The 17471-nt window shown below is 74.2% G+C and carries 12 protein-coding genes; 1 reads left to right on the top strand and 11 read right to left on the bottom strand.

What is annotated here, in order from left to right; all coding sequences use genetic code 11:
* Positions 1 to 9: 9 nt before the first annotated feature.
* Both ORI94_RS21530 and ORI94_RS21525 read right to left on the bottom strand, forming a co-directional pair.
* Positions 10 to 444, bottom strand: coding sequence for a roadblock/LC7 domain-containing protein (locus tag ORI94_RS21530; protein ID WP_266078159.1), 435 nt, complete (start codon positions 442 to 444; stop codon positions 10 to 12).
* A complete protein-coding gene (locus tag ORI94_RS21525) occupies positions 441 to 3410 on the bottom strand; it encodes a nitrate- and nitrite sensing domain-containing protein (protein WP_266078157.1) in 2970 nt (989 codons plus the stop codon). Before ORI94_RS21525 ends, ORI94_RS21530 begins: the two co-directional genes overlap by 4 nt.
* A 420-nt stretch (positions 3411 to 3830) precedes the next feature.
* Between ORI94_RS21525 and ORI94_RS21520 the strand changes: the two genes are divergently transcribed.
* Complete coding sequence (locus ORI94_RS21520) at positions 3831 to 4463, top strand: hypothetical protein (protein ID WP_266078155.1); 633 nt, start codon at positions 3831 to 3833, stop codon at positions 4461 to 4463.
* A 78-nt stretch (positions 4464 to 4541) separates the two neighbouring features.
* Here ORI94_RS21520 and ORI94_RS21515 read toward each other — a convergent pair whose 3' ends face one another.
* The 9 genes from ORI94_RS21515 to ORI94_RS21470 all read right to left on the bottom strand — a co-directional run bounded on the left by ORI94_RS21515 (position 4542) and on the right by ORI94_RS21470 (position 17381).
* Positions 4542 to 9191 (bottom strand): hypothetical protein, encoded by a 4650-nt coding sequence (locus ORI94_RS21515; RefSeq protein WP_266078153.1) that lies wholly within the window; start codon positions 9189 to 9191, stop codon positions 4542 to 4544.
* Between the two features lie 98 nt (positions 9192 to 9289).
* Positions 9290 to 10171, bottom strand: coding sequence for a hypothetical protein (locus ORI94_RS21510; RefSeq protein WP_266078151.1), 882 nt, complete (start codon positions 10169 to 10171; stop codon positions 9290 to 9292).
* Complete coding sequence (locus tag ORI94_RS21505) at positions 10168 to 10362, bottom strand: hypothetical protein (protein ID WP_266078149.1); 195 nt, start codon at positions 10360 to 10362, stop codon at positions 10168 to 10170. The genes ORI94_RS21510 and ORI94_RS21505 overlap by 4 nt, the downstream gene beginning before the upstream one ends.
* Positions 10359 to 11885 (bottom strand): hypothetical protein, encoded by a 1527-nt coding sequence (locus tag ORI94_RS21500; protein WP_266078147.1) that lies wholly within the window; start codon positions 11883 to 11885, stop codon positions 10359 to 10361. Before ORI94_RS21500 ends, ORI94_RS21505 begins: the two co-directional genes overlap by 4 nt.
* A gap of 69 nt (positions 11886 to 11954) precedes the next feature.
* Complete coding sequence (locus ORI94_RS21495) at positions 11955 to 12251, bottom strand: hypothetical protein (RefSeq protein WP_416237864.1); 297 nt, start codon at positions 12249 to 12251, stop codon at positions 11955 to 11957.
* 297 nt (positions 12252 to 12548) lie between these two features.
* Positions 12549 to 13883 (bottom strand): glycosyltransferase, encoded by a 1335-nt coding sequence (locus ORI94_RS21485; RefSeq protein ID WP_266078145.1) that lies wholly within the window; start codon positions 13881 to 13883, stop codon positions 12549 to 12551.
* A complete protein-coding gene (locus ORI94_RS21480) occupies positions 13880 to 15004 on the bottom strand; it encodes a glycosyltransferase family 4 protein (protein WP_266078143.1) in 1125 nt (374 codons plus the stop codon). The genes ORI94_RS21485 and ORI94_RS21480 overlap by 4 nt, the downstream gene beginning before the upstream one ends.
* Before the next feature lie 162 nt (positions 15005 to 15166).
* The gene (locus ORI94_RS21475) at positions 15167 to 16585 is read right to left on the bottom strand and encodes a HEAT repeat domain-containing protein (RefSeq protein WP_266078141.1); all 1419 of its coding nucleotides are present in this window, start codon (positions 16583 to 16585) and stop codon (positions 15167 to 15169) included.
* Positions 16586 to 16988: 403 nt separating this feature from the next.
* Positions 16989 to 17381 carry an ankyrin repeat domain-containing protein gene (locus tag ORI94_RS21470; RefSeq protein ID WP_042173970.1) on the bottom strand — a complete coding sequence of 131 codons (393 nt, stop codon included), beginning with the start codon at positions 17379 to 17381 and terminating at the stop codon, positions 16989 to 16991.
* Between the last annotated feature and the right edge of the window lie 90 nt (positions 17382 to 17471).

Genomic DNA, 17471 nt, shown 5'->3' with positions numbered 1-17471 from the left:
GCCGTCCCACTACCCACCCGGGGGCAGATCGGTACGCGGTTCGGAATCCAGATGCGGCCCGACCCGCTTCACCAGGAGGGTCATCTCGTAGGCGACCTGCCCGACGTCCGAGTCGGCGTCGGCGAATACGGCGAGACAGCTGCCGTCCCCGGCGGCGGTGACGAACAGGAACGCCTCGTCGAGTTCGACGATGGTCTGGCGGACGCTGCCTGCCTCGAAGTGGCGGCCCACCCCCTTGGCGAGGCTGTGGAATCCGGAGGCGACGGCGGCCAGATGCTCGCTGTCCTCGCGAGTGAGGTCCTGGGAGGCCCCTGTGGCGAGGCCGTCGCCGGAGAGCACGACGGCCTTTCGGATACTCGCGACGCGGGCCACCAGGTCGTCGAGGAGCCAGTTGAGCTCCCCCTTGCCGTCGTCGGCGTGGCCGGTCGTGTGCGGTGCGGTCATCGACCGTCCCCCTTAGTCGTTCCTGGTCGGTTCTGGTCGGTCCTGGTCGTTTCTCGTGGTGCTGCCCCGCCGGAGGTGTTGTCGCCCGTGGCGTTCTCCTCACGGCCGCGCTGCCAGCCGCGCTGGAGTGAGGCCATGCGGCTGCGCACTTCCTCCGCGTCCCGTTCGACGGGCTGGGATCTCTCCTCGTTCCGTCGTGGCGCGCTCCGTTTGAGCTGAGGCGAGAGGCTGGCCTGCCGTACACGCCGGGGCAGCGAGGCCGGGTCTGCCGGGCCGCCGGTGCCTGTGTCCCGCGGGGCGCTGCCCGGGCCCGGACCCGCCGCGGAGTGCTCCTGGCGGGGGTCCGCCGCGACCGCGGGGTGTGCGGGACCGTCCGGGACGTCACCGGCGGCCGGGGCGACGGGGCCGTCGTCCCGGGCAGGGCCCCGGGGCGCCCGGTCCGCGGGACGGTCTGCGGCGTGTGCGCCGATCCGGGGACGGGACGCCGCCCCCCGCCGACGGGCGGGCAGGGGCGGCGGCTTCTCGCCCTCGGAGGGCTCCGGATCCCGCTCCGGGGAGGGTTGCTCACCTCGGCGGCGGGCCGGCAGTACGGGCGCCGGTTCCCGCTCCGGGCGGGCGGACGGGGCACCGGTGTCCTGGTCCGTCCGCTCCCGGCGGGCGTGCTCGTCGCCGACGGGGCGTCCGTGGGAGCTGACCAGCTTGGGCGTTCCCCTGCGGAGCGGGGCCTCCGGCCGCCCTTCCGTGTCCAGGTCCGCTCCGACGCCGTTGCCCTTGCCGGGGGCCTGCTGCTGGGGCTCGCGGCGGCGGCCCGGCCGCTCCTCCTTGGTGCGGGACGGGGAGCGGCGGTGCCCGAACAGGCCGCCGCGCCCCTCGTCCGCGGGCGCGCCCGGGTGGTCGTCGAGGGCGTCCAGACCGACGGGTGCCTCGAGTTCGACCGGGCCGTCCAGGAGCGCGGCGGGCAGCCCGGGCAGTCGGGCGGGCACCTGGGAGAGCGCGAGGCGGCGGCTGTCCTCCGGCTGCCTGTCCTTGGCCCGCCGGGGCCGGTCGAGACGGAAGCCGACGCCGTTGGTGTCGGGGACGTCGTCGGTGAGGAGCGCGTCCGGGATGAAGACGACCGCGGTGGTGCCACCGTAGGGAGACGGCTGCAGCGAGACCCGGACCTTCTGGCGCTGTGCGAGGCGGCTGACCACGAACAGTCCGAGCCGGTCGGTGTCGGAGAGCTCGAACTCCGGTGTCTCGGCGAGCCGCAGGTTGGCGTCGAGCAGCGCCTCGGCGGCCATGCCGAGACCCCGGTCGTGGATCTCCAGGGTGAAGCCGTTGGCCACGCGCTCCCCCAGGACCTGGACGGCGGTGTGCGGCGGGGAGAACACCGTCGCGTTCTCCAGGAGTTCGGCCACCAGATGGGTCAGGTCGGCGACGGCGGGGCCGGTGACGGCGACCCGCGGCAGCCGGCGGACCTCGATGCGCTCGTAGTCCTCGACCTCGGCGACGGCGGCGCGCACGACGTCCATGAGCTGGACGGGCTTGCGCCACTGCCGGGAGGGCGCGGCGCCGGACAGGATCACCAGGCCCTCGGCGTGCCGGCGCATACGGGTGGTGAGGTGGTCCAGGCGGAACAGGTCGGCGAGTTCCTCGGTGTCGTCGGTCCTGCGCTCCATGGTGTCGAGCAGGGTGAGCTGCTTGTGCAGCAGGACCTGGCTGCGACGGGCGAGGTTGACGAAGACCTCCGAGACGCCCGAGCGCAGTTCGGACTGCTTGACGGCCGCCTCCACGGCGGCCCGCTGCAGGGTGTTGAGGGCCTGGCCCACCTCGCCGATCTCGTTCCTGTCGTACTCCAGGCGGGGGACCTCGGTCTCGACGTCCACCTGTTCGCCCGCGGAGAGGCGGCGCATCACACCGGGCAGTCGCACGCCGGAGGCCTCGTGGGCCTCCAGACGCAGTTGCCGCAGGTCGCGGATGAGGCCGCGGCCGACGCGCACGGACAGGACGAGCGAGACCAGCAGGGCGACGAGTCCGAGGAGGCCGGCGACGACGGCCTGGGTGATGACGCCCACGGCGACGGGGCGGACGCGGTCCTGGTAGCGGTCACTCGCCTGGTCGTTGAGGGTGGCGAGTTCCTCGAGCACATGGCCGGCCGCGGTGTCCCAGCTCTTCGCGGTGATCCCGCGGGGCGGTCCGGTGCCGGAGGAGACGGCCGCCTCCTCGGCGACCCGCAGCGGAGCGGACGCCGCGTTCTTCCAGAAGCTCTCGTAGCGGTCCCGTTCCGACGCGGGAAGCTGCGGCAGGCCGACGCCGTACAGCAGCGTGCGCTGGGCCATGAGGTCGGAGATGTCCCGGACCTCGGAGGGGGAGAGCGTACCGACGATGAGGGCGGAGCCGAGCAGGGCGTCCTCGCGGGCGAGGAGTTCACGGGCGCGGGCGAGACTGACGAGGGCGCGGTACTGCTTGTCCAGCCCGACGTCGTCGACCACGTGCAAATCGGCCAACAGGATGTAGCACGGGTCGACCAGCCCGTTGTAGAGGTCGAGGGCCTGGGAGCGGTCGACCGTGCCGTCCTCGACACTGCGGCGCAGGGACTCGATGCCCTCGAGGGAGTCCAGTACCGCGTCCAGCGCTTCGGTGTCCTGGCCCATCGCGTCACGCACATCGGGTTTCGCCGCGTTCTCCCGCACGCTGTTGACGGCCTTGTCGGTGGCGATCCGGCTGCGGCGGAGTGCGGTGAGCCCGTCGGAGGCACGCGGGTCGGCAAGATGGACGAGGGTCTGGCGGCGTTCCTGCTGGAGGACGCGGACGGTGTCCTCAACGGGGTAACCGACCTCTTCCATCACCGACGACACCTCGAACAGATGGCTTGCCTCACGGCCCGTCAGCACGGTGGTGAAGGCCCAGATCGTCGTCAGGGACACCAGCGGTACGAGAAGCAGCGCCACGATCTTCCGGCGGATGGACTTCCCGCGAAAGCGCATGGCCTCCCCCAGCCCGGCTCCCGGAACGACCAGGAGCGCACATGTGCGTCAATAAACGGCGCGAGCCTACTACCGCGTCACGGCCAACTCGAAGGGCTCTCCGGAATCCGAACTTCCGCACTGACGGCGAGACATGACGAGTTGTCCGGGCATTGTGTGAGATTGACTCCCGGTTCACAGGGGGGACCGACGGGCTGGGCCGCAGCACCCGGGGGTAGGGTTTGGCCGGTTCCTTTCCTTACTCGGGAATCTTTGTGACGTGCCGTTCGTCCTTCTCTGTGGGCGACGGGGGCGGAATCGGCCACAGGAGCCACGTCCCGTATCCGGGCGGCGTAAATCAGTGCAAGCCGGGCAGTCGTTGGGGAACCGGGTCCTCGGACCCGAGAAAACGGTCTGCCGGCGGTGGGGAGTGACACGTTGATGGGCACGGCGGAGCGGTACAGGTCGCCCGAGGGCGACGCGGGGGCACGGGTGGTGGAGCGGCCGGATGCCGGGACTCCGAACCGCGACGAGCCCTCGGCCGGAAGAGGGGCGGCCGGCGCCCGGAACCTTCCGGCGACCGGGACCGACCGGGTGCCGGCGGGTGCGATCGGGGCACCGCCTGCCGGAACGACCGGTGGGAACGACGGCGCCCGGGCCGAGGCCCCCCGGCAACCGAACCACCGGCCGTTGTGGGCCGAGGAGCCCGCGCGGCGGCGCCGGTTGCCGGATCCGGTGCGTACGTCGGCCGTGCGGGCGGTCATCATCGTCGCGATCACGCTGATTCAGGCCATGGTGGCCTTCCTCTGCACGCTCGCCGGTTCCTGGCTCGCGTTCCCCATGGTCATCAGCAGTGTCGTCAGCACCGTCCTGGCCACCTGGGGCGTCCTCGACGTGTGGGTGACCCGCCAGGTCTGGAACCAGCGCAACGGCGTGGTGTCCGCACCCAGCAGCACCGCGCGGGGCCTGCGGCGCGAGCGGCGCCGCGCCCGTCGCCAGGAGCGGTCCGCGCAGCGTGCGCAGGCGCGAACACGCCGACAGGGCGGCGGCACCGGTCAGCTGTCCCACCCCTGATCCCGCCCTCCCCCTGCCGCTCCGCTGCCCTGCGGAAACACGCGGGCAGGCCCGGGGCACCGGGGGGAGCCTGCCCGGTCAACCGTTCGCCGGGGCGGGCCTCTTGAACATCCGGGTGGCCGTGATCTCGCTGTGCACGGCTTCCTCCCCGGAGGTCTCCCGGGGCAGGCCCGGCCTCAAGTGCTCCTCGACGCTGATGTACTTGAGGCCTGCTCGCAGGTCTGCGTCGTTCCGCAGGCGGATGACCAGGGGGAATTCCGCGAGGGCCGTCGTGTCGAACAGGCCGGTGGTGTAGAGGAGCTGCACACCGAGCGCGTCGGCCACGGCCCTCTGGAGCTCCAGCAGATAGGTGGCGTTGGCGCGGCCGATGGGGTTGTCGAGGAACAGGGTCCCGGCGTGCCGGTGCCGGTCGCGGCCCCGGTCGTTGGAACGCAGCGCGGCCATCGTGCAGTACAGGGCGATGGCGGCGGTGAGCAGCTGCCCTCCGGAGAATACGTCGCCCATCTGTCCGACGGGCACCCGCTCCGCGCGCAGCACCGCGTCCGGTTTGAGGATCTCGACGGCGATGCCCTTCGGCCGGACGGCGGCGGCGACTCCGCGCAGCAGCAGGGACATCCCGTCGCGGCGCAGGTCGGAGTTCTTACGGACGGCCGCGCGGGTCGCCTCGTCGACGACCTCGCCGAGCCGCTCGGTGAGGGTCGCCTGGTCGGGTTCCTCGAAGCGGATGCGCAGAAATTCCTGCCCGGACCACTCGCCGAGCCCTTCGGGCAGCCGGGACAGCCGCTGGGCGGAGCGCAGAGTGGCGAGAGCCGACTCGACGAGCCCTCTGAGCCGGTCCACGATCGAGTCGCGGTTGCGTTCCAGCTGTTCCAGTTCGTCGCTGAGGACCCGGAGTCGGGGCGCGAAGGCGTCCGCCCACTTCTGGGCGTGCTCGGGCAGCGCGGAGGCGGGCAGCTCCCGGATCTGCTGCCGCGCCGGGGTGCGGACCTGCTCGTAGCGTGTGGAGTTGGCCTGCCGGACGAGGATGTCGCTCGCTTCGCGCACCGCGGACTCGGCGGCCGACAGGTCGGCGGCGCAGCCGCGGAGTGACCTGCGGGCCTCCGCGGCGGACCGGCGGGCCTCCTCCGGGGTGCCGGGATAGGGGTCGGGCTGCTCCGGCTCCTCCTCGGATGCGTGTTCCCGCAGCAGGTCGCGGAGCATGGCGGCGATCTCGTCGAACCCTCCGGCCGCGTCCTCGGCGGCGCGGTGCGCGTCGAGGAGTTCGCCGTGGATCTCCCTGGCGCTGTCCAGCTCCTCCGTCCGGGTGGCCAGTTCGGCCGTGGTGGTCCGCAGCAGCGCCTGTGCGTGCTCGGCGTCGCGCGGCACCAGCTCCTCGGGAAGCACGGTGTGCCGGTCGCCGTCCTCGGGCGCCAGCCGCTCGGCCTCGCCGCGCAGCCGCCCGAGCTGCTCGCTCGCGCTCGTCATGCGGGTCTCCAGGAGCTGCACCAGTTCCTCGGCACGGGCGGCGGCGGCCTGCCGGCTGGGGCCGTCCGAGCCGTCGGTGGACTCGAGCAGCTGCTCCGCGCGGTTGCGGACCTTGTTGCTCAGTCGGTCCAGCTCGGCGCGGGCCGCGCTCTCGTCGCTCTCCGCGCGTGCCTGCTCGGCGCGCAGGTCGGCGCCGACACCGACCTTCTCGTACACCTGGGACGCGGCACGGTAGGCCTCACGGAGGGCAGGCAGAGAGATCCGCGACGGCTCGGTGCCGGCCCCGGGCACGTCGTCGGACACGTCGTCGGGGGCGCCGGCGATCTCGGAACGCTCGGCACGCAGCGCACGCGCGGTGCGCCGGGCGTCGTCGGCGGCCCGCTGTGCGCCGCGCCGGTCCTCGTCGGCGGCCCGCGCGCGCTCCAGACAGGCCCGGGCGCGGGCCTCCGCCTCGGTGGCGTCGTCGGCCAGTTCGCGCAGAGCGGTCTGCCAGCCTGCCCGTTCGCGGAGCCGGAAGGCGAGTCCGGCGAGAGCGTCGGCGGCGCGCCTGGCCTTCTGCGCGGCCTCCTGGCACTCGTCACGCACCCGGACGGCCTCGGCCGCGGCCTCCTCGGCCTCCGCCCGCACGGCTCGCGCCTCGGCCAGCTCCGCCTCCGACTCCTGTGCGAAGACGCGGGCGTCGTGGGCGGCGCGGGCCAGTTCGGTGAGCCGGCCGGCCGGGCAGCCGGTGCGCCAGGAGGTGAGCCGCGCGGCCAGTTCCCGGTCCTTGGCGAGCCGTGCCGCGAGCGCCCGGATCTCCTCGTCGCGGGCGGTCGCGCGGGCGCGCAGTGCCTGTCGCTCCTCGTCGGCGGCGTGTTCGTCGTGCATGGCCGGGTTCGGCGGTACGAGGAAGACATCGCCGGTGTCCGCCTCCGGTGCCGGGGTCGGCGCGAGGAGGGCCGCAGCCGTGCCGACGGCGACCGCGGAGCGGGGCAGCAGGGCGGCGTCGCCCAGGACCTCGCGGGCACGGGTGTGGGAGTCCGGGTCGGTGATGACGACGCCGTCGACCAGTTCGGGGCGGGCGGCGAGCACGCGCGCGTGGTCGGCGGGGTCGACCGCCTGGGCGAGGTAGCGCCAGCCGGGCAGGGCGGGGATGCCGTGCTCACCGAGGAACTCGACCGTGGCCAGCACGTCCGGCCCCGGCGGCAGCAGTCCGCCGTCGCCGAGGGCACCGAGGATGCGGGCGTCGTCGGCGGCGGCGGTGCGCAGTTCGAACAGCTGCCGTTCGGCGGAGGAGACCGCCTCCTCGAGCAGTTCGCGCAGGTCGTCGGCGAGGCGGTCCAGTTCCGTGGCGGTGAGGGCGCCTTCGGTGACGGGGGCGCCACCCGGTTCGGTGTCCGGGTCGGGCCGGGGCATCGGAACGGACGGGCGGGTCCCGGTACCGGCCAGGCCGAGCAGTTCGGCCGGGCGTTCCTCGGCGGCCAGGGCCTGGGCGGTGCGCAGCTCTCCCTCGTGGGCGCGGCCGGCCGCCGTGGCCGCGTCCGCCGCGCGGGCGGCGGTGAGTTCTGCGCGGGCCTCGCCCGCGGCGGCCTCACGCGCGTGCTCGGTCGCCCGGTGGGAGGCCTCACGGGCCGCGTCCCAGGCGGCGACCGCGGTCTTCTCCGCGTCGCTGGCCGCGAGGGCGGCGCGGGCCGGGTCGGCGTCGGGGGCGCTGTCGTCGAGCCAGCCGGCCCGGACGGCCTCGGTGGTCTCCTGCTCGACCTCGGCAAGCCGCTGCCGGAGGTGGCCGATCTCGCTGCGGGCGCGCTGCGTCTCGGTCGCGGCGGAGGTGGCGTCGCGGTGGGCCGTGTCGCTGACCTCCTGGAGAGCGGCGGACCGCTCCTCCTCCTCGTTGGCGAGGTTCTCGGCGTTCTGGGCCGCCGTGTGCAGGGCACGCACGAGGTCGACGGCGGCCTTGGCTCGGGCGGCGAGTGCGGGCGCCGCGTCCCTCTCGGCCTCCTGGATCGCGGCGGAGACCCTGGCGACCCGGTCGGCGGCGGCCCGGTGGCGCAGCGCCGTCTCGGCGGCCTGCCAGGCCGCGTACAGGGTGCGTGCGTCGGCGAGTTCACGCTTCTGGGCGGCGGCGGACTTCTCGGTCGCGGCCAGAGCAAGGGAGGCGTGCCGGTAGGCGATCTCCGCGGAGATCAGCGCGCTGTGCTCGCGCTCCGCCCCGGCCCTGGTCACGGTGCGGGCGGCGGCGGTGACCCGGTGGGCGAGGTCGGCGGCGCGGACGCGTTCCTGGTGGCCGCGCGCGGAGAGCCTGCGGGCCAGGGTGCGGGTACGGCGCTCGGCGGCGGCGTGGATCTCGCGCGCCCGGGTACGGGCGCCGGCGGCTTCGACGATCCGGCCGAGCAGTTCGACGGACCCGGCGGTGAAGTCCCGTTCGGCGATCAGTTCGGCGCGTCGACCGAGTTTGTTGCCGAAGCCGCCGACCAGGTCGGCGAGTCCGTCGGTGTCACGGGTGTCGGTGACCGCGCGCAGCAGCAGGTCGGTGAAGTCGGAGTCCTTCTTGACCGCGAAGAGGCCGGCGGCCTCGCCCTCGTCGGCGTTCATCTCCCGCTGGTAGCGGAAGAGTTCGGGGTCGAGTCCCAGCTCGCCGAGGTGCTCGGTCCAGCGCTCGTGGGTCTCTTCCCAGTGCACCTCCAGGTGCGGATACGTCCGGCCCGCCTCCGTGAGCGCGTCCCGGAAGCCCTTCATGGTGCGGCGGCGGCCCCGCGCGCCCGACTGGCCGTCGGCGGGCGGCCGTACGGAGGTGGCCTCGGCGACGGGAAGGTTGTCCAGGCCGAGCCCCGGGCCGGGCCGCAGGGAGTACCAGGCCTCGGCGAACTTCCTCGGGTCGTTGGAGACCTGGCGCCCGCGCCATTCGCTGACCTTGCCGACGACGACGCACTCGCCGGTCAGCACGTGCTGCCACTCCAGGGCCACGTGGCCGCAGTCGTCGGCCAGCAGAAACTTGCGCAGCACACCGGAGCTGGCACCGCCGAGGGTGTTGCGGTGGCCCGGGAGCATCACGGAGAAGATCAGCTTCAGCAGGACGGACTTGCCACCGCCGTTCTCCAGGAAGAGCACCCCGGCGGGTGCGGGCCGACGGGGCGGGCCGACGGGCTCCTCCTCGAAGAACTCCGCCTGCGTCGGCGCGGGGTGCGGCACGGCCTCGCCGACACCGCGCAGGTCAAGCACGGTGTCGGCGTAGCGCGCACCGGCGGGTCCGATGGAGTAGAGGCGGACCCGGGACAGCTCGTACATGGCGGACTCTCGAAGTCTTCGGCAGGTCGGGGGGGGAGGGAGGAAGGGGGCGGAGGGCGAGGGTGGGGGAGGTGGAAGCGTGCCGCGGGGCCGGCGGCTCAGGTGAAGTGGAAGGGCAGTCCTGCGTCGGCCGCCAGGTCCAGGTCCTCTCCACTGTCCGCGGGCAGCAGGGTCGGGGTGCCGTCGGTGACCGGGACGACGCCCAGCTCCAGCAGTTCGGCCAGGGCCGCACTGCCGGCCAGGTCGCGTACCTGGAGCTGGTAGCGGGCAGTTGTCCGGTAGGTTCCGCCGTTGTCGTCGCCGGTGCGTTGCAGGAAGCCGGAGTCGGTGAGGAAGGTGACGGCCTTGGCGACGATGCCGGTGGTCGAGCCCGCGAGCCTGCGGGCGTCCTTGGTGGCGCCGGTCGCGCTGCGTCTCGCCCAGATCCGCCAGGCCGTCTCCAGCCCGGGGGCGTCACTGGCCGGGTCGGTGTTCTCGCCCTGCTCCGCGGCGCGCTCCTCGAGCCGGTGGCAGGTCTGGCGCACGAAGGCGTCGACGCCGTTGACGGTGACCCGCCCGATGTAACCGTCGTCGGCGAGGTCCTCGGGGCGCGGGAACGCCATGACGGCGACGGCGAGGTGCGCGAGTCCGTGCAGGAACCTGTCCCCGCCGTCGGCGGAGGTGCGCCGAGCGTAGTCGCCCATGCGGATGGCGAACACCGAGTCCTCGGCGGCGGTCACCGCCATTCCCGCACGCGGGGACACCTCCAGGACGATCAGCCCGAGGCCGGTGGCCACGGCGTCGGCGAGCCGCGCGAACGGCGGGTCCTCGCGGTAACGGCGCAGCAGGTCCGCGTACTCCTGGTCGCGGGCCGGCTGGAGCTTGGGCTGGAGGCCGAAGGCGACGAGCCGCGCCGCGTCGGCGGCGTCGGCGGGGGTGACGGCGCCGCTCGCCGGTGCGGCGGAGGGCTCCGCCTCGCCCCACTCGGCATGCTCGGTCACGGACACGGGTCCTCCTCGCGCAGGACGACGACGGGGGCGGCAGGGACGGCAGGAAGGCCGGGGAAGGCGCCGCGGACGGCACGGTCCGCGCGGGCGGCACGGTGCGTGCGGACAGCGCGGAGCATGCGGACGGCTGCCCCGGGGCGGTCGGCCGCGACCGGCGGCCGGACCTCCGGCGAAGGCGTCGTCACGCCGCCTCCGTGCGGTCCGCGGCCATGCCCGCCGCGTCGAGCAGGGCCGTGCCGACGATGAGGTCGGCGCCGCCGAACTCGGGGTCGTCCAGCTCGGCGCCGTCGTCCACCGCGAAGAGCAGCCGCCGCTCGCCCTGGCGGTAGGCGGTGCCGACCGGCGGGCTGGCGGCGTGGACCGCCAGCAGGGCCACCAGGTACGGCAGCTCGGGATCCTGACGGCGGGCCTCGGCGAGCAGTCCGGACAGCCGGCGGGGCGCGTCGGCCGGCAGTTCCAGCAACGTGGTCGCGGCCGCCAGCTGCTCCTCGGTGAAGCGGCTGTCGTCCGGCGTGGCGATCAGGTCGGGTTCCGGCATCTCGGCGCCCAGGTGCTCCCGCTCCACCGGCGGGGTCAGCAGGATGTCCACGAGGTCGGCGACCCGGACGGACACCGGTGTACGCAGTCCGGTGCCGCGGGCGAAGAAGGCGTCGGTGACCCGGACCGCCTGCTCCAGGGGCAGCGGGAGCAGCGGTGCCAGGAGGTGTCCGTAGAGGTCCGTGCCCGAGGACGACGCGGGGGTGGCGAAGGCCTGCCGGTCCTGTTCGGCGCGGAACAGCGGGCCGGCCTCCAGCAGCCGGGACTGCAGCTGGGTGTGCCTGCGGATGCAGTCCTTGACGATGTCCACCAGCTCGGCGGCCCTGCGCTTGTGCTCCGGCTCCTCCGACTCGTCGCGGGCCCTGCGGATGTTGGTGAGGATCGCGTTCTCGTGGCGGTACCGGTCCGCGACGTGGTCCAGGGCCTCGGCGATCATGTCCGGGACGGCACTCAGCCAGTCCACCGCGCGCACGTTGCGCCGGGTGGCGTCCAGCGCACGGCGCAGGGACTCGGAGTACTGCACGGTCCGGTAGCGGGCCTGCTCGGCGGCGAGCTGGGCGTCGGCGAGCCTGCCGCGGTTGATGAGTACCTCGAGTTTGACCTCGGCGGCGATCTGGGCGCTGGTGACGTCGGTGTCCAGGGCCCCGACCAGGACGTTGACCGCCTCGTCCGTGGTGCGGAGGTAGACCGTGCCGCCGGGGCCGGGGACCTCCTCGATGAGCTTGAAGTCGTAGTCGCGGCGGACGTAGGTGCCGTCCGCGCCGAACACGCCGTACACCGCGCGGAAGCCGCGGTCGACGCTGCCGACGTTGATCAGGTTCTCCAGGACCCAGCGGGCCACCCGCTCGTGCTCACCGGCGGGCCGACGCGGGGCCTGGGCGGCGATGCGCGGGATGAGCCGGGCCACTATCTGTTCGTGGTCGGCGCCCGTGTCGAAGTCCATGTTCAGTGTGACCAGGTCGATGGCCGCCAGGGCGATCTCCGCCATGCCGTACACCGAGTACTCGCCGGCCAGGTTGGCCTTGCGCGCGTCCAGGTCGTGCAACGGCGCGGTGCAGGCGAGCGCACGCAGCCGCCGGGCCAGTCCCTCGTCGGCCGCCGGTCCCGAAGCGGGCCGCGGCCCCGCGCCGAACTGGGGCGGAGCACTGTCCGTCGATGCTGGTGAAGTCACGGTGCACAGACTAGGTCCTCGGTCTGACAACCACCCAAACAGCACAGATGCGCCACGGTGTCGCGGTGGTCACACACCCTGTTCCGCCGTCCCCGCCCTGCGCCGGTAGACCTCCGCCATGCGCTCGAGCGAGTCGTCGGGGCACCCCGCCGGCAGCGTCTCGGCCCGGTCCCGCTCCCCGGACCGCAGAGCCCGAAGGATATCCTCCTTGCGCGCTATATGCGGTTCGTGGAGCCGGTGGGGCTCGTCCACCGCGTGGAAAGCGAGCCTCAGTTCGGCGAACACGCCGCGCGTCGGCTCGTTCGTGCGGTCGCTGCCGGCCAGCGCCACCCGTTCCCGGTGGAAATGGATGTCGGCCGTACCCACTGCGTTCCAGTCGCGTCCGGTCGTCCGGCAACGGCGTGGATGCCGAAGCTCCGGCGCAGGGTGCTGTTGGCCCCGACGACGACCAAGACCGGTTCGGACCCCAGGGTCAGTGCCGCAGGCAGCTGCGCTTCGAGCACGTCGCACGTCTGCGCCCCGTTCCTCGCGGGGTTGCTGAACCGCGCGGCTGCTCACCGGGCGACCCGGCGAGCAGCGCGGCCCGGCCCCGTCGTCCGCCGGCGGTGCGGTCCTCCGCGCCCTCGGTCAGTGAGTCTCCGAGGGCCACGGAGCACACGGGTCTCACAGCGGGCCTCCCGGCAGCACCGCGGGCACGTACCGGACGGGCACCACGTCCTCCCGCCCGTCCTCCGGGGCGCTCTCCCGCACGCCGTCCGGTACGGACGCCCTCCGCGGGGCCTCGTGGGCGTCGAGGAAGGCCGCCACCGCCGCCGGCCACCCGAAGCGTTCCGCACGCGCGCGCGCCGCCTCGCGCCGCTCCGTCTCCGGCCGCTCCAGCAGGAGTTCGACGGCGTCCGCGAACGACTCGCCGCGGTCCCCGGCGGCCGCCCCGGCGGGGCCGAGCACCTCCGGCAGCGCGGACGAGGTGCTCGCCACCACCGGCGTTCCGCAGGCCATCGCCTCCAGCGCGGCGAGCCCGAAGGTCTCCGCGGGCCCCGGCGCCAGGCACACGTCGGCACAGGCCTGGAGGGCCCCGAGGAACGTCCGGTCGAGGACGTGGCCCAGGAAGACGACGGGCAGTCCGCGTTCCCGCGCACGCTGCTCGAGACGTGTCCGCAGCGGACCGTCCCCGGCCACCACCAGTACCGCCTGCCGTCCACGCCGGCGCAGCGCCTCGAGCGCGTCCAGCGCCGTGCCGGGCCGCTTCTCCACGGACAGCCGGGTGCAGGTCACCAGCAGGGTCTCCGCCGCGCGCGCGTAACGGGCCCGCACCGAGGGGTCGTGCAGCGCGGGATGCCGCTCCGCCAGGTCGACGCCGAGCGGCGCCCGTACGACGTTGCGGGCGCCGACCCGGGTGAACTCCCGCTCGGCGAAACCGGTGGTGCACACGACGCGTGCGTAGGTGTGGGCGGTACGGATGTTGAGGGCGTCGGCGGTGCGCCGTGCGGCCCCCTCCGGCATGCCCCAGGTGCGCAGCACGCCGTCGGCGGTCTCGTGGGAGACCATGACCGCGGGCACCCGCGCCCGCCGCGCCCATCTCCCGGTCCAGCGCAGGGTCGTACGGTCGGACACCTCGAGCCGGTCGGGCGCCAGCTCCTCGAGCAGGGCGGCCAGCCGCCGCTTGTCGGTGAGGACGCGGTAGCCGCCGGTGCCGGGCAACAGCGGTCCCGGCAGGGTGATCACCCGTCCCTGCTCGGTCTGCCGGTCACTCGGCCGGTCACCGGGGACGACGAGCACGGACTCGTGCCCCGCCGCCCGGTAGCCCTTGCCGAGCTCCCGCAGGGCGGTGCGCAGTCCGCCGGAGGCCGGTGCGACGAAGTTCGCGAGCCGTACGATCCGCAGCGGGCCTCCGGCCCCCTGGGTGCCGTCCGCCGTCGCCGGCACCGGGCGGACCGCCGGGGCTCCTGCGGGCGGGGCACCGGCCGGCCGGGTGCCCGCTCCCGCGGGCGTGCTCATGCCGCCACCGCCGTCCGGCGCCCGCTGAGCACGTCCGCGTAGTGGCCGATCAGCTGGTCCCCGACGGCGGCCCAGGTGCGTCCCTCGACCCTGGCGCGCCCCGCCGCCCCGTAGGAGGCCCGCAGTCCGGGGTCCGCGGCCAGGGACCACACCGCGTCCCGTACGGCGGCGGTATCGCCCGGCGGCACCAGGAGCCCGGTTCGCCCGTGGACGACCAGGTCCAGCGGGCCGCCCGCGGCGGGCGCGACCACAGGTACGCCGCTCGCCATGGCCTCCTGCACGGTCTGGCAGAAGGTCTCGAAGGGGCCTGTGTGGGTGAAGACGTCCAGTGAGGCGAAGATGCGGGCGAGTTCGTCGCCGGTGCGGCGCCCCAGGAAGACCGCGTCGGGCATGGCCTGCTCCAGGCCCGGCCGGCTCGGTCCGTCACCCACGACGACGACCCGTACCCCGGGCAGGGTGCTCGCCCCGGCCAGCAGTTCGACCTGCTTCTCGGGGGCGAGCCGGCCGACGTAGCCGATGATCAGCTCGCCGTTCGGGGCGAGTCCCCGGCGCAGCGCCTCGTCGCGCAGGCCGGGCCGGAAGCGGACGGTGTCCACGCCCCGCGGCCACAGTCTGACCCGGGGGATGCCGTGCGCCTGGAGGTCGCTCCGTGCGGCGCCGGACGGGGCGAGGGTGAGGTCGGCGGCCGAGTGCACGGACCTGATACGACGCCAGGCCGTGGCCTGGCCGGCGCCCATGTACGTGCGGGCGTAGCCGGCGAGATCGGTCTGGTAGACGGCGACGGCGGGCAGACCGAGACGCGAGGCCGACGCCATGCCGCGCACCCCGAGCACGAAGGGGCTGGCCAGGTGGACGAGGTCGGCCCCGTGCTCGGCGATCGCCGCGGTGACACGTCGGCTGGGGAGAGCGACGCGGACCTGCGGGTAGCCCGGGAGCGGTAGGGAGGGGACCCGGACGACCGGACACGGAGCCTGGTCGTCGGGCTCGTGGCCCGCGGTGGCGGGGGCGACGACGACAGGGGTGTGACCGCGGTCGACGAGGTGCCGGGCGGTCTGGAGCGCGCAGTGGGCCACGCCGTTCACATCGGGGGGAAAGGATTCGGTCACGATGACGACTCGCATACGGGTGTTCTCGCCGCGCCGGACGTGGCCACGTCAACGTGGATCTTTCCGGTGGGGGAACGTCCCATGAGCGTTGCCTCACGCACCCACGCGGGCCGAACGCCCTCCACGCGCGCCTGACCCGCGGGGCGTCCCTTGTTCACACTGCGCGCGTCCGGGCAGTCACACGACGGTCTCCCCGGGACCCATCCGGCTGCGTACGGCGGTCTGCACCTCGGCCTCCTCGGCCGGGTCGGCGGCGAGCCGGCGCAGGCGCTCGACCACCCGGGTGTCACCCGTCTCGGCGTGCCGCGCGGCGATCTCGCGGGTGGACTCCTCACAGTCCCAGAGGCACTCGACGGCGAAGCCGCTGCCGTAGGAGGGGTCGGTGGCCGCGAGGGCACGGGCGGCCCGGCCGCGCAGGTGGGAGGAGGCGGTCTCGCGGTAGATGTGCCGGAGCACGGGAGCGGCGCAGGCGATCTCCAGGCGTCCGGCACCGTCGACGAGAGTCCACAGGGTCGGCGCGTCGGGGCCCTCGCCCCGCACCGCCCCGCGCAGGGCGGCGAGGACCAGGTCGCGGTCCTGGACACCGCCCCGGCAGGCGAGGACGCGGCCGGCGGCGGCGCCCAGGACGTCGGGCCGGCAGGCCCAGAGGCGCGCGCGGTCGACGGCGGCGGGACTCCGCATCCGTTCGAAGGCGTCGACGGCGGCCTCCACGACGGGCGTGGGTCCGGTGGCCACGGCCCGCTCGATCAGGGTGAGGGCGTCCGGGTCGTTGCCGTCGGCCAGATAGCGCAGGGCGGTGCAGCGGGCGCCCTCCGTGCCGTCCTCGGCGGCGCGGACGATCCCGGGCCGGTCCTCGGGGCCCGCGACGGCGGTGAGGCAGCGGGCGGCCGGGACATGCAGGGCGGCACCGCGCTCGATCCCTTGCTGGGCCCATGCGAACACGGCCTGCACGCTCCACCCGGGGCGGGGCCCGGCGGGACGCATCTGCCGCTGCCAACGGTCGAAACAGCCGGCCTCCTGGGCGGCCCGTACGCGCGCGGCGACGGATTCACGCGGGTCGTCGGCCCACAACCGCCAGGGGCGCGGCTCGAAGGCGTCGCGGACGGCGGCGGCCAGTTCGGCCTCGCCCTCGGGGTCGGTGGCGAATCGCGCGAGCACGGGGGCGGCGAGGGCGCGCAGACCCGCGTCGTCGTCCCGGAGGGCCAGTTCGTCCAGGGCCCAGGCCCAGTTGGCCCCCCGGGCGGCGTACCTGCGCAGCAGGGCGAGTGCGTCCCGCCTGCCGTAGGAGGCGAGATGTCCGAGCACGGCGAGGGCGAGGCCGGTGCGGGACTCGTCGGTGTCGAGGATGTCCTCGGCGTCGAAGAGGTGGGCCTCGATGGCGTCCAGTTCGCCGTGCAGGTCCAGGTAGAGGCGGGCGTAGTAGAGGGAGCGGTTCTCCACCTGCCAGTCGTGGCGCGGGTCGTGGAGCACGCAGTGGTTCAGCGCCTCGAGCGTTTCGGAGCGCGGGGCGGTGAGCGCGTGCAGCGTGCCGTCGCCGCGACCCCGCTGGAGCAGGCCGAGCAGCGTACCGCTGGGCGCTATGACCGGATCGAACATGGGAAACAGCCTCACATCAAGCGTCGACGCAACCGGGGACGTGCATTACCTGGCCGCGTGCCAACACGTCGGGGCGCCCGCCGTTTCCTGCTTGCTGTAGACCATCTTCCTCTGCCTCTCGTCGGGGCCCTCGCGGACCGCGTCACGGCCCGCGCGGTGCGGCAACACCTGCCCAGCCATCGCGTCCGTGAATCACGTCGTCATGATGACCCGGCGGTCACATCTGCCGCGACCGAATTCCGGCGGCCCTCCACCGCCTCCCCCGTTTGCCGTGCGTTTCCGCTGCCGTCTCCGCGCCTTCGCCGTTCGGGGCGTGCGCGCCCGCGCGGTCCGGTGCCGTTCGGTGCGCTTCTTCGTCGCGCCGCCCCCCGTCCGCCGCGTTCGTCCGCCGCGCCGGCGCGCCTCAGTTCGCGCCGAACAGCTCGAGCAGCTCCGCGCGGGCGAACATCCGGGCCGTGTCGACGGCCGAGGGAGTACCGGCGGCCGGATCGGCACCGCCCCGCAGGAGGGCCTTGACCACTTCGGTGTCGCCCTTGAAGGCGGCTCCCGCGAGCGGGGTCTGCCCCCGGTCGTTGATCCGGTCGACGTCGGCGCCGCGTTCCAGCAGCGCGCGGACCGCGTCGGCGTGACCGTGGTACGCGGCGAGCATCACGAGCGAGTCGCCCCGGTCATTGGTGAGGTTGGCCGGCACGCCCGCGTCGACGTAGGCCACGAGCTCCTCGGTCCGGCCGCTCCGGGCCATGTCGAAGATCCTGGTCGCCAGCTCCACGACCTCGGGGTCGGGGGCTTCAGTCATATCGGCCGAACCGCCTCTCACCACGGATCACTCCGCGTATCGGGGACAGGGCGTACGTCTGCGAGCAGGGCAGAGCCGTACGGGTGAATC

It is taken from the genome of Streptomyces sp. NEAU-W12, assembly GCF_026242095.1.
Taxonomy (GTDB): domain Bacteria; phylum Actinomycetota; class Actinomycetes; order Streptomycetales; family Streptomycetaceae; genus Streptomyces.
This window is presented reverse-complemented; position numbering and strand designations above follow the sequence as displayed.

Bases quoted from the DNA above. Each gene is read 5' to 3' on its own strand.
- ORI94_RS21530 (WP_266078159.1), bottom strand. From the start codon at position 444: ATGACCGCACCGCACACGACCGGCCACGCCGACGACGGCAAGGGGGAG.
- ORI94_RS21525 (WP_266078157.1), bottom strand. From the start codon at position 3,410: ATGCGCTTTCGCGGGAAGTCCATCCGCCGGAAGATCGTGGCGCTGCTT.
- ORI94_RS21520 (WP_266078155.1), top strand. From the start codon at position 3,831: ATGGGCACGGCGGAGCGGTACAGGTCGCCCGAGGGCGACGCGGGGGCA.
- ORI94_RS21515 (WP_266078153.1), bottom strand. From the start codon at position 9,191: ATGTACGAGCTGTCCCGGGTCCGCCTCTACTCCATCGGACCCGCCGGT.
- ORI94_RS21485 (WP_266078145.1), bottom strand. From the start codon at position 13,883: ATGAGCACGCCCGCGGGAGCGGGCACCCGGCCGGCCGGTGCCCCGCCC.
- ORI94_RS21480 (WP_266078143.1), bottom strand. From the start codon at position 15,004: ATGCGAGTCGTCATCGTGACCGAATCCTTTCCCCCCGATGTGAACGGC.
- ORI94_RS21475 (WP_266078141.1), bottom strand. From the start codon at position 16,585: ATGTTCGATCCGGTCATAGCGCCCAGCGGTACGCTGCTCGGCCTGCTC.
- ORI94_RS21470 (WP_042173970.1), bottom strand. From the start codon at position 17,381: ATGACTGAAGCCCCCGACCCCGAGGTCGTGGAGCTGGCGACCAGGATC.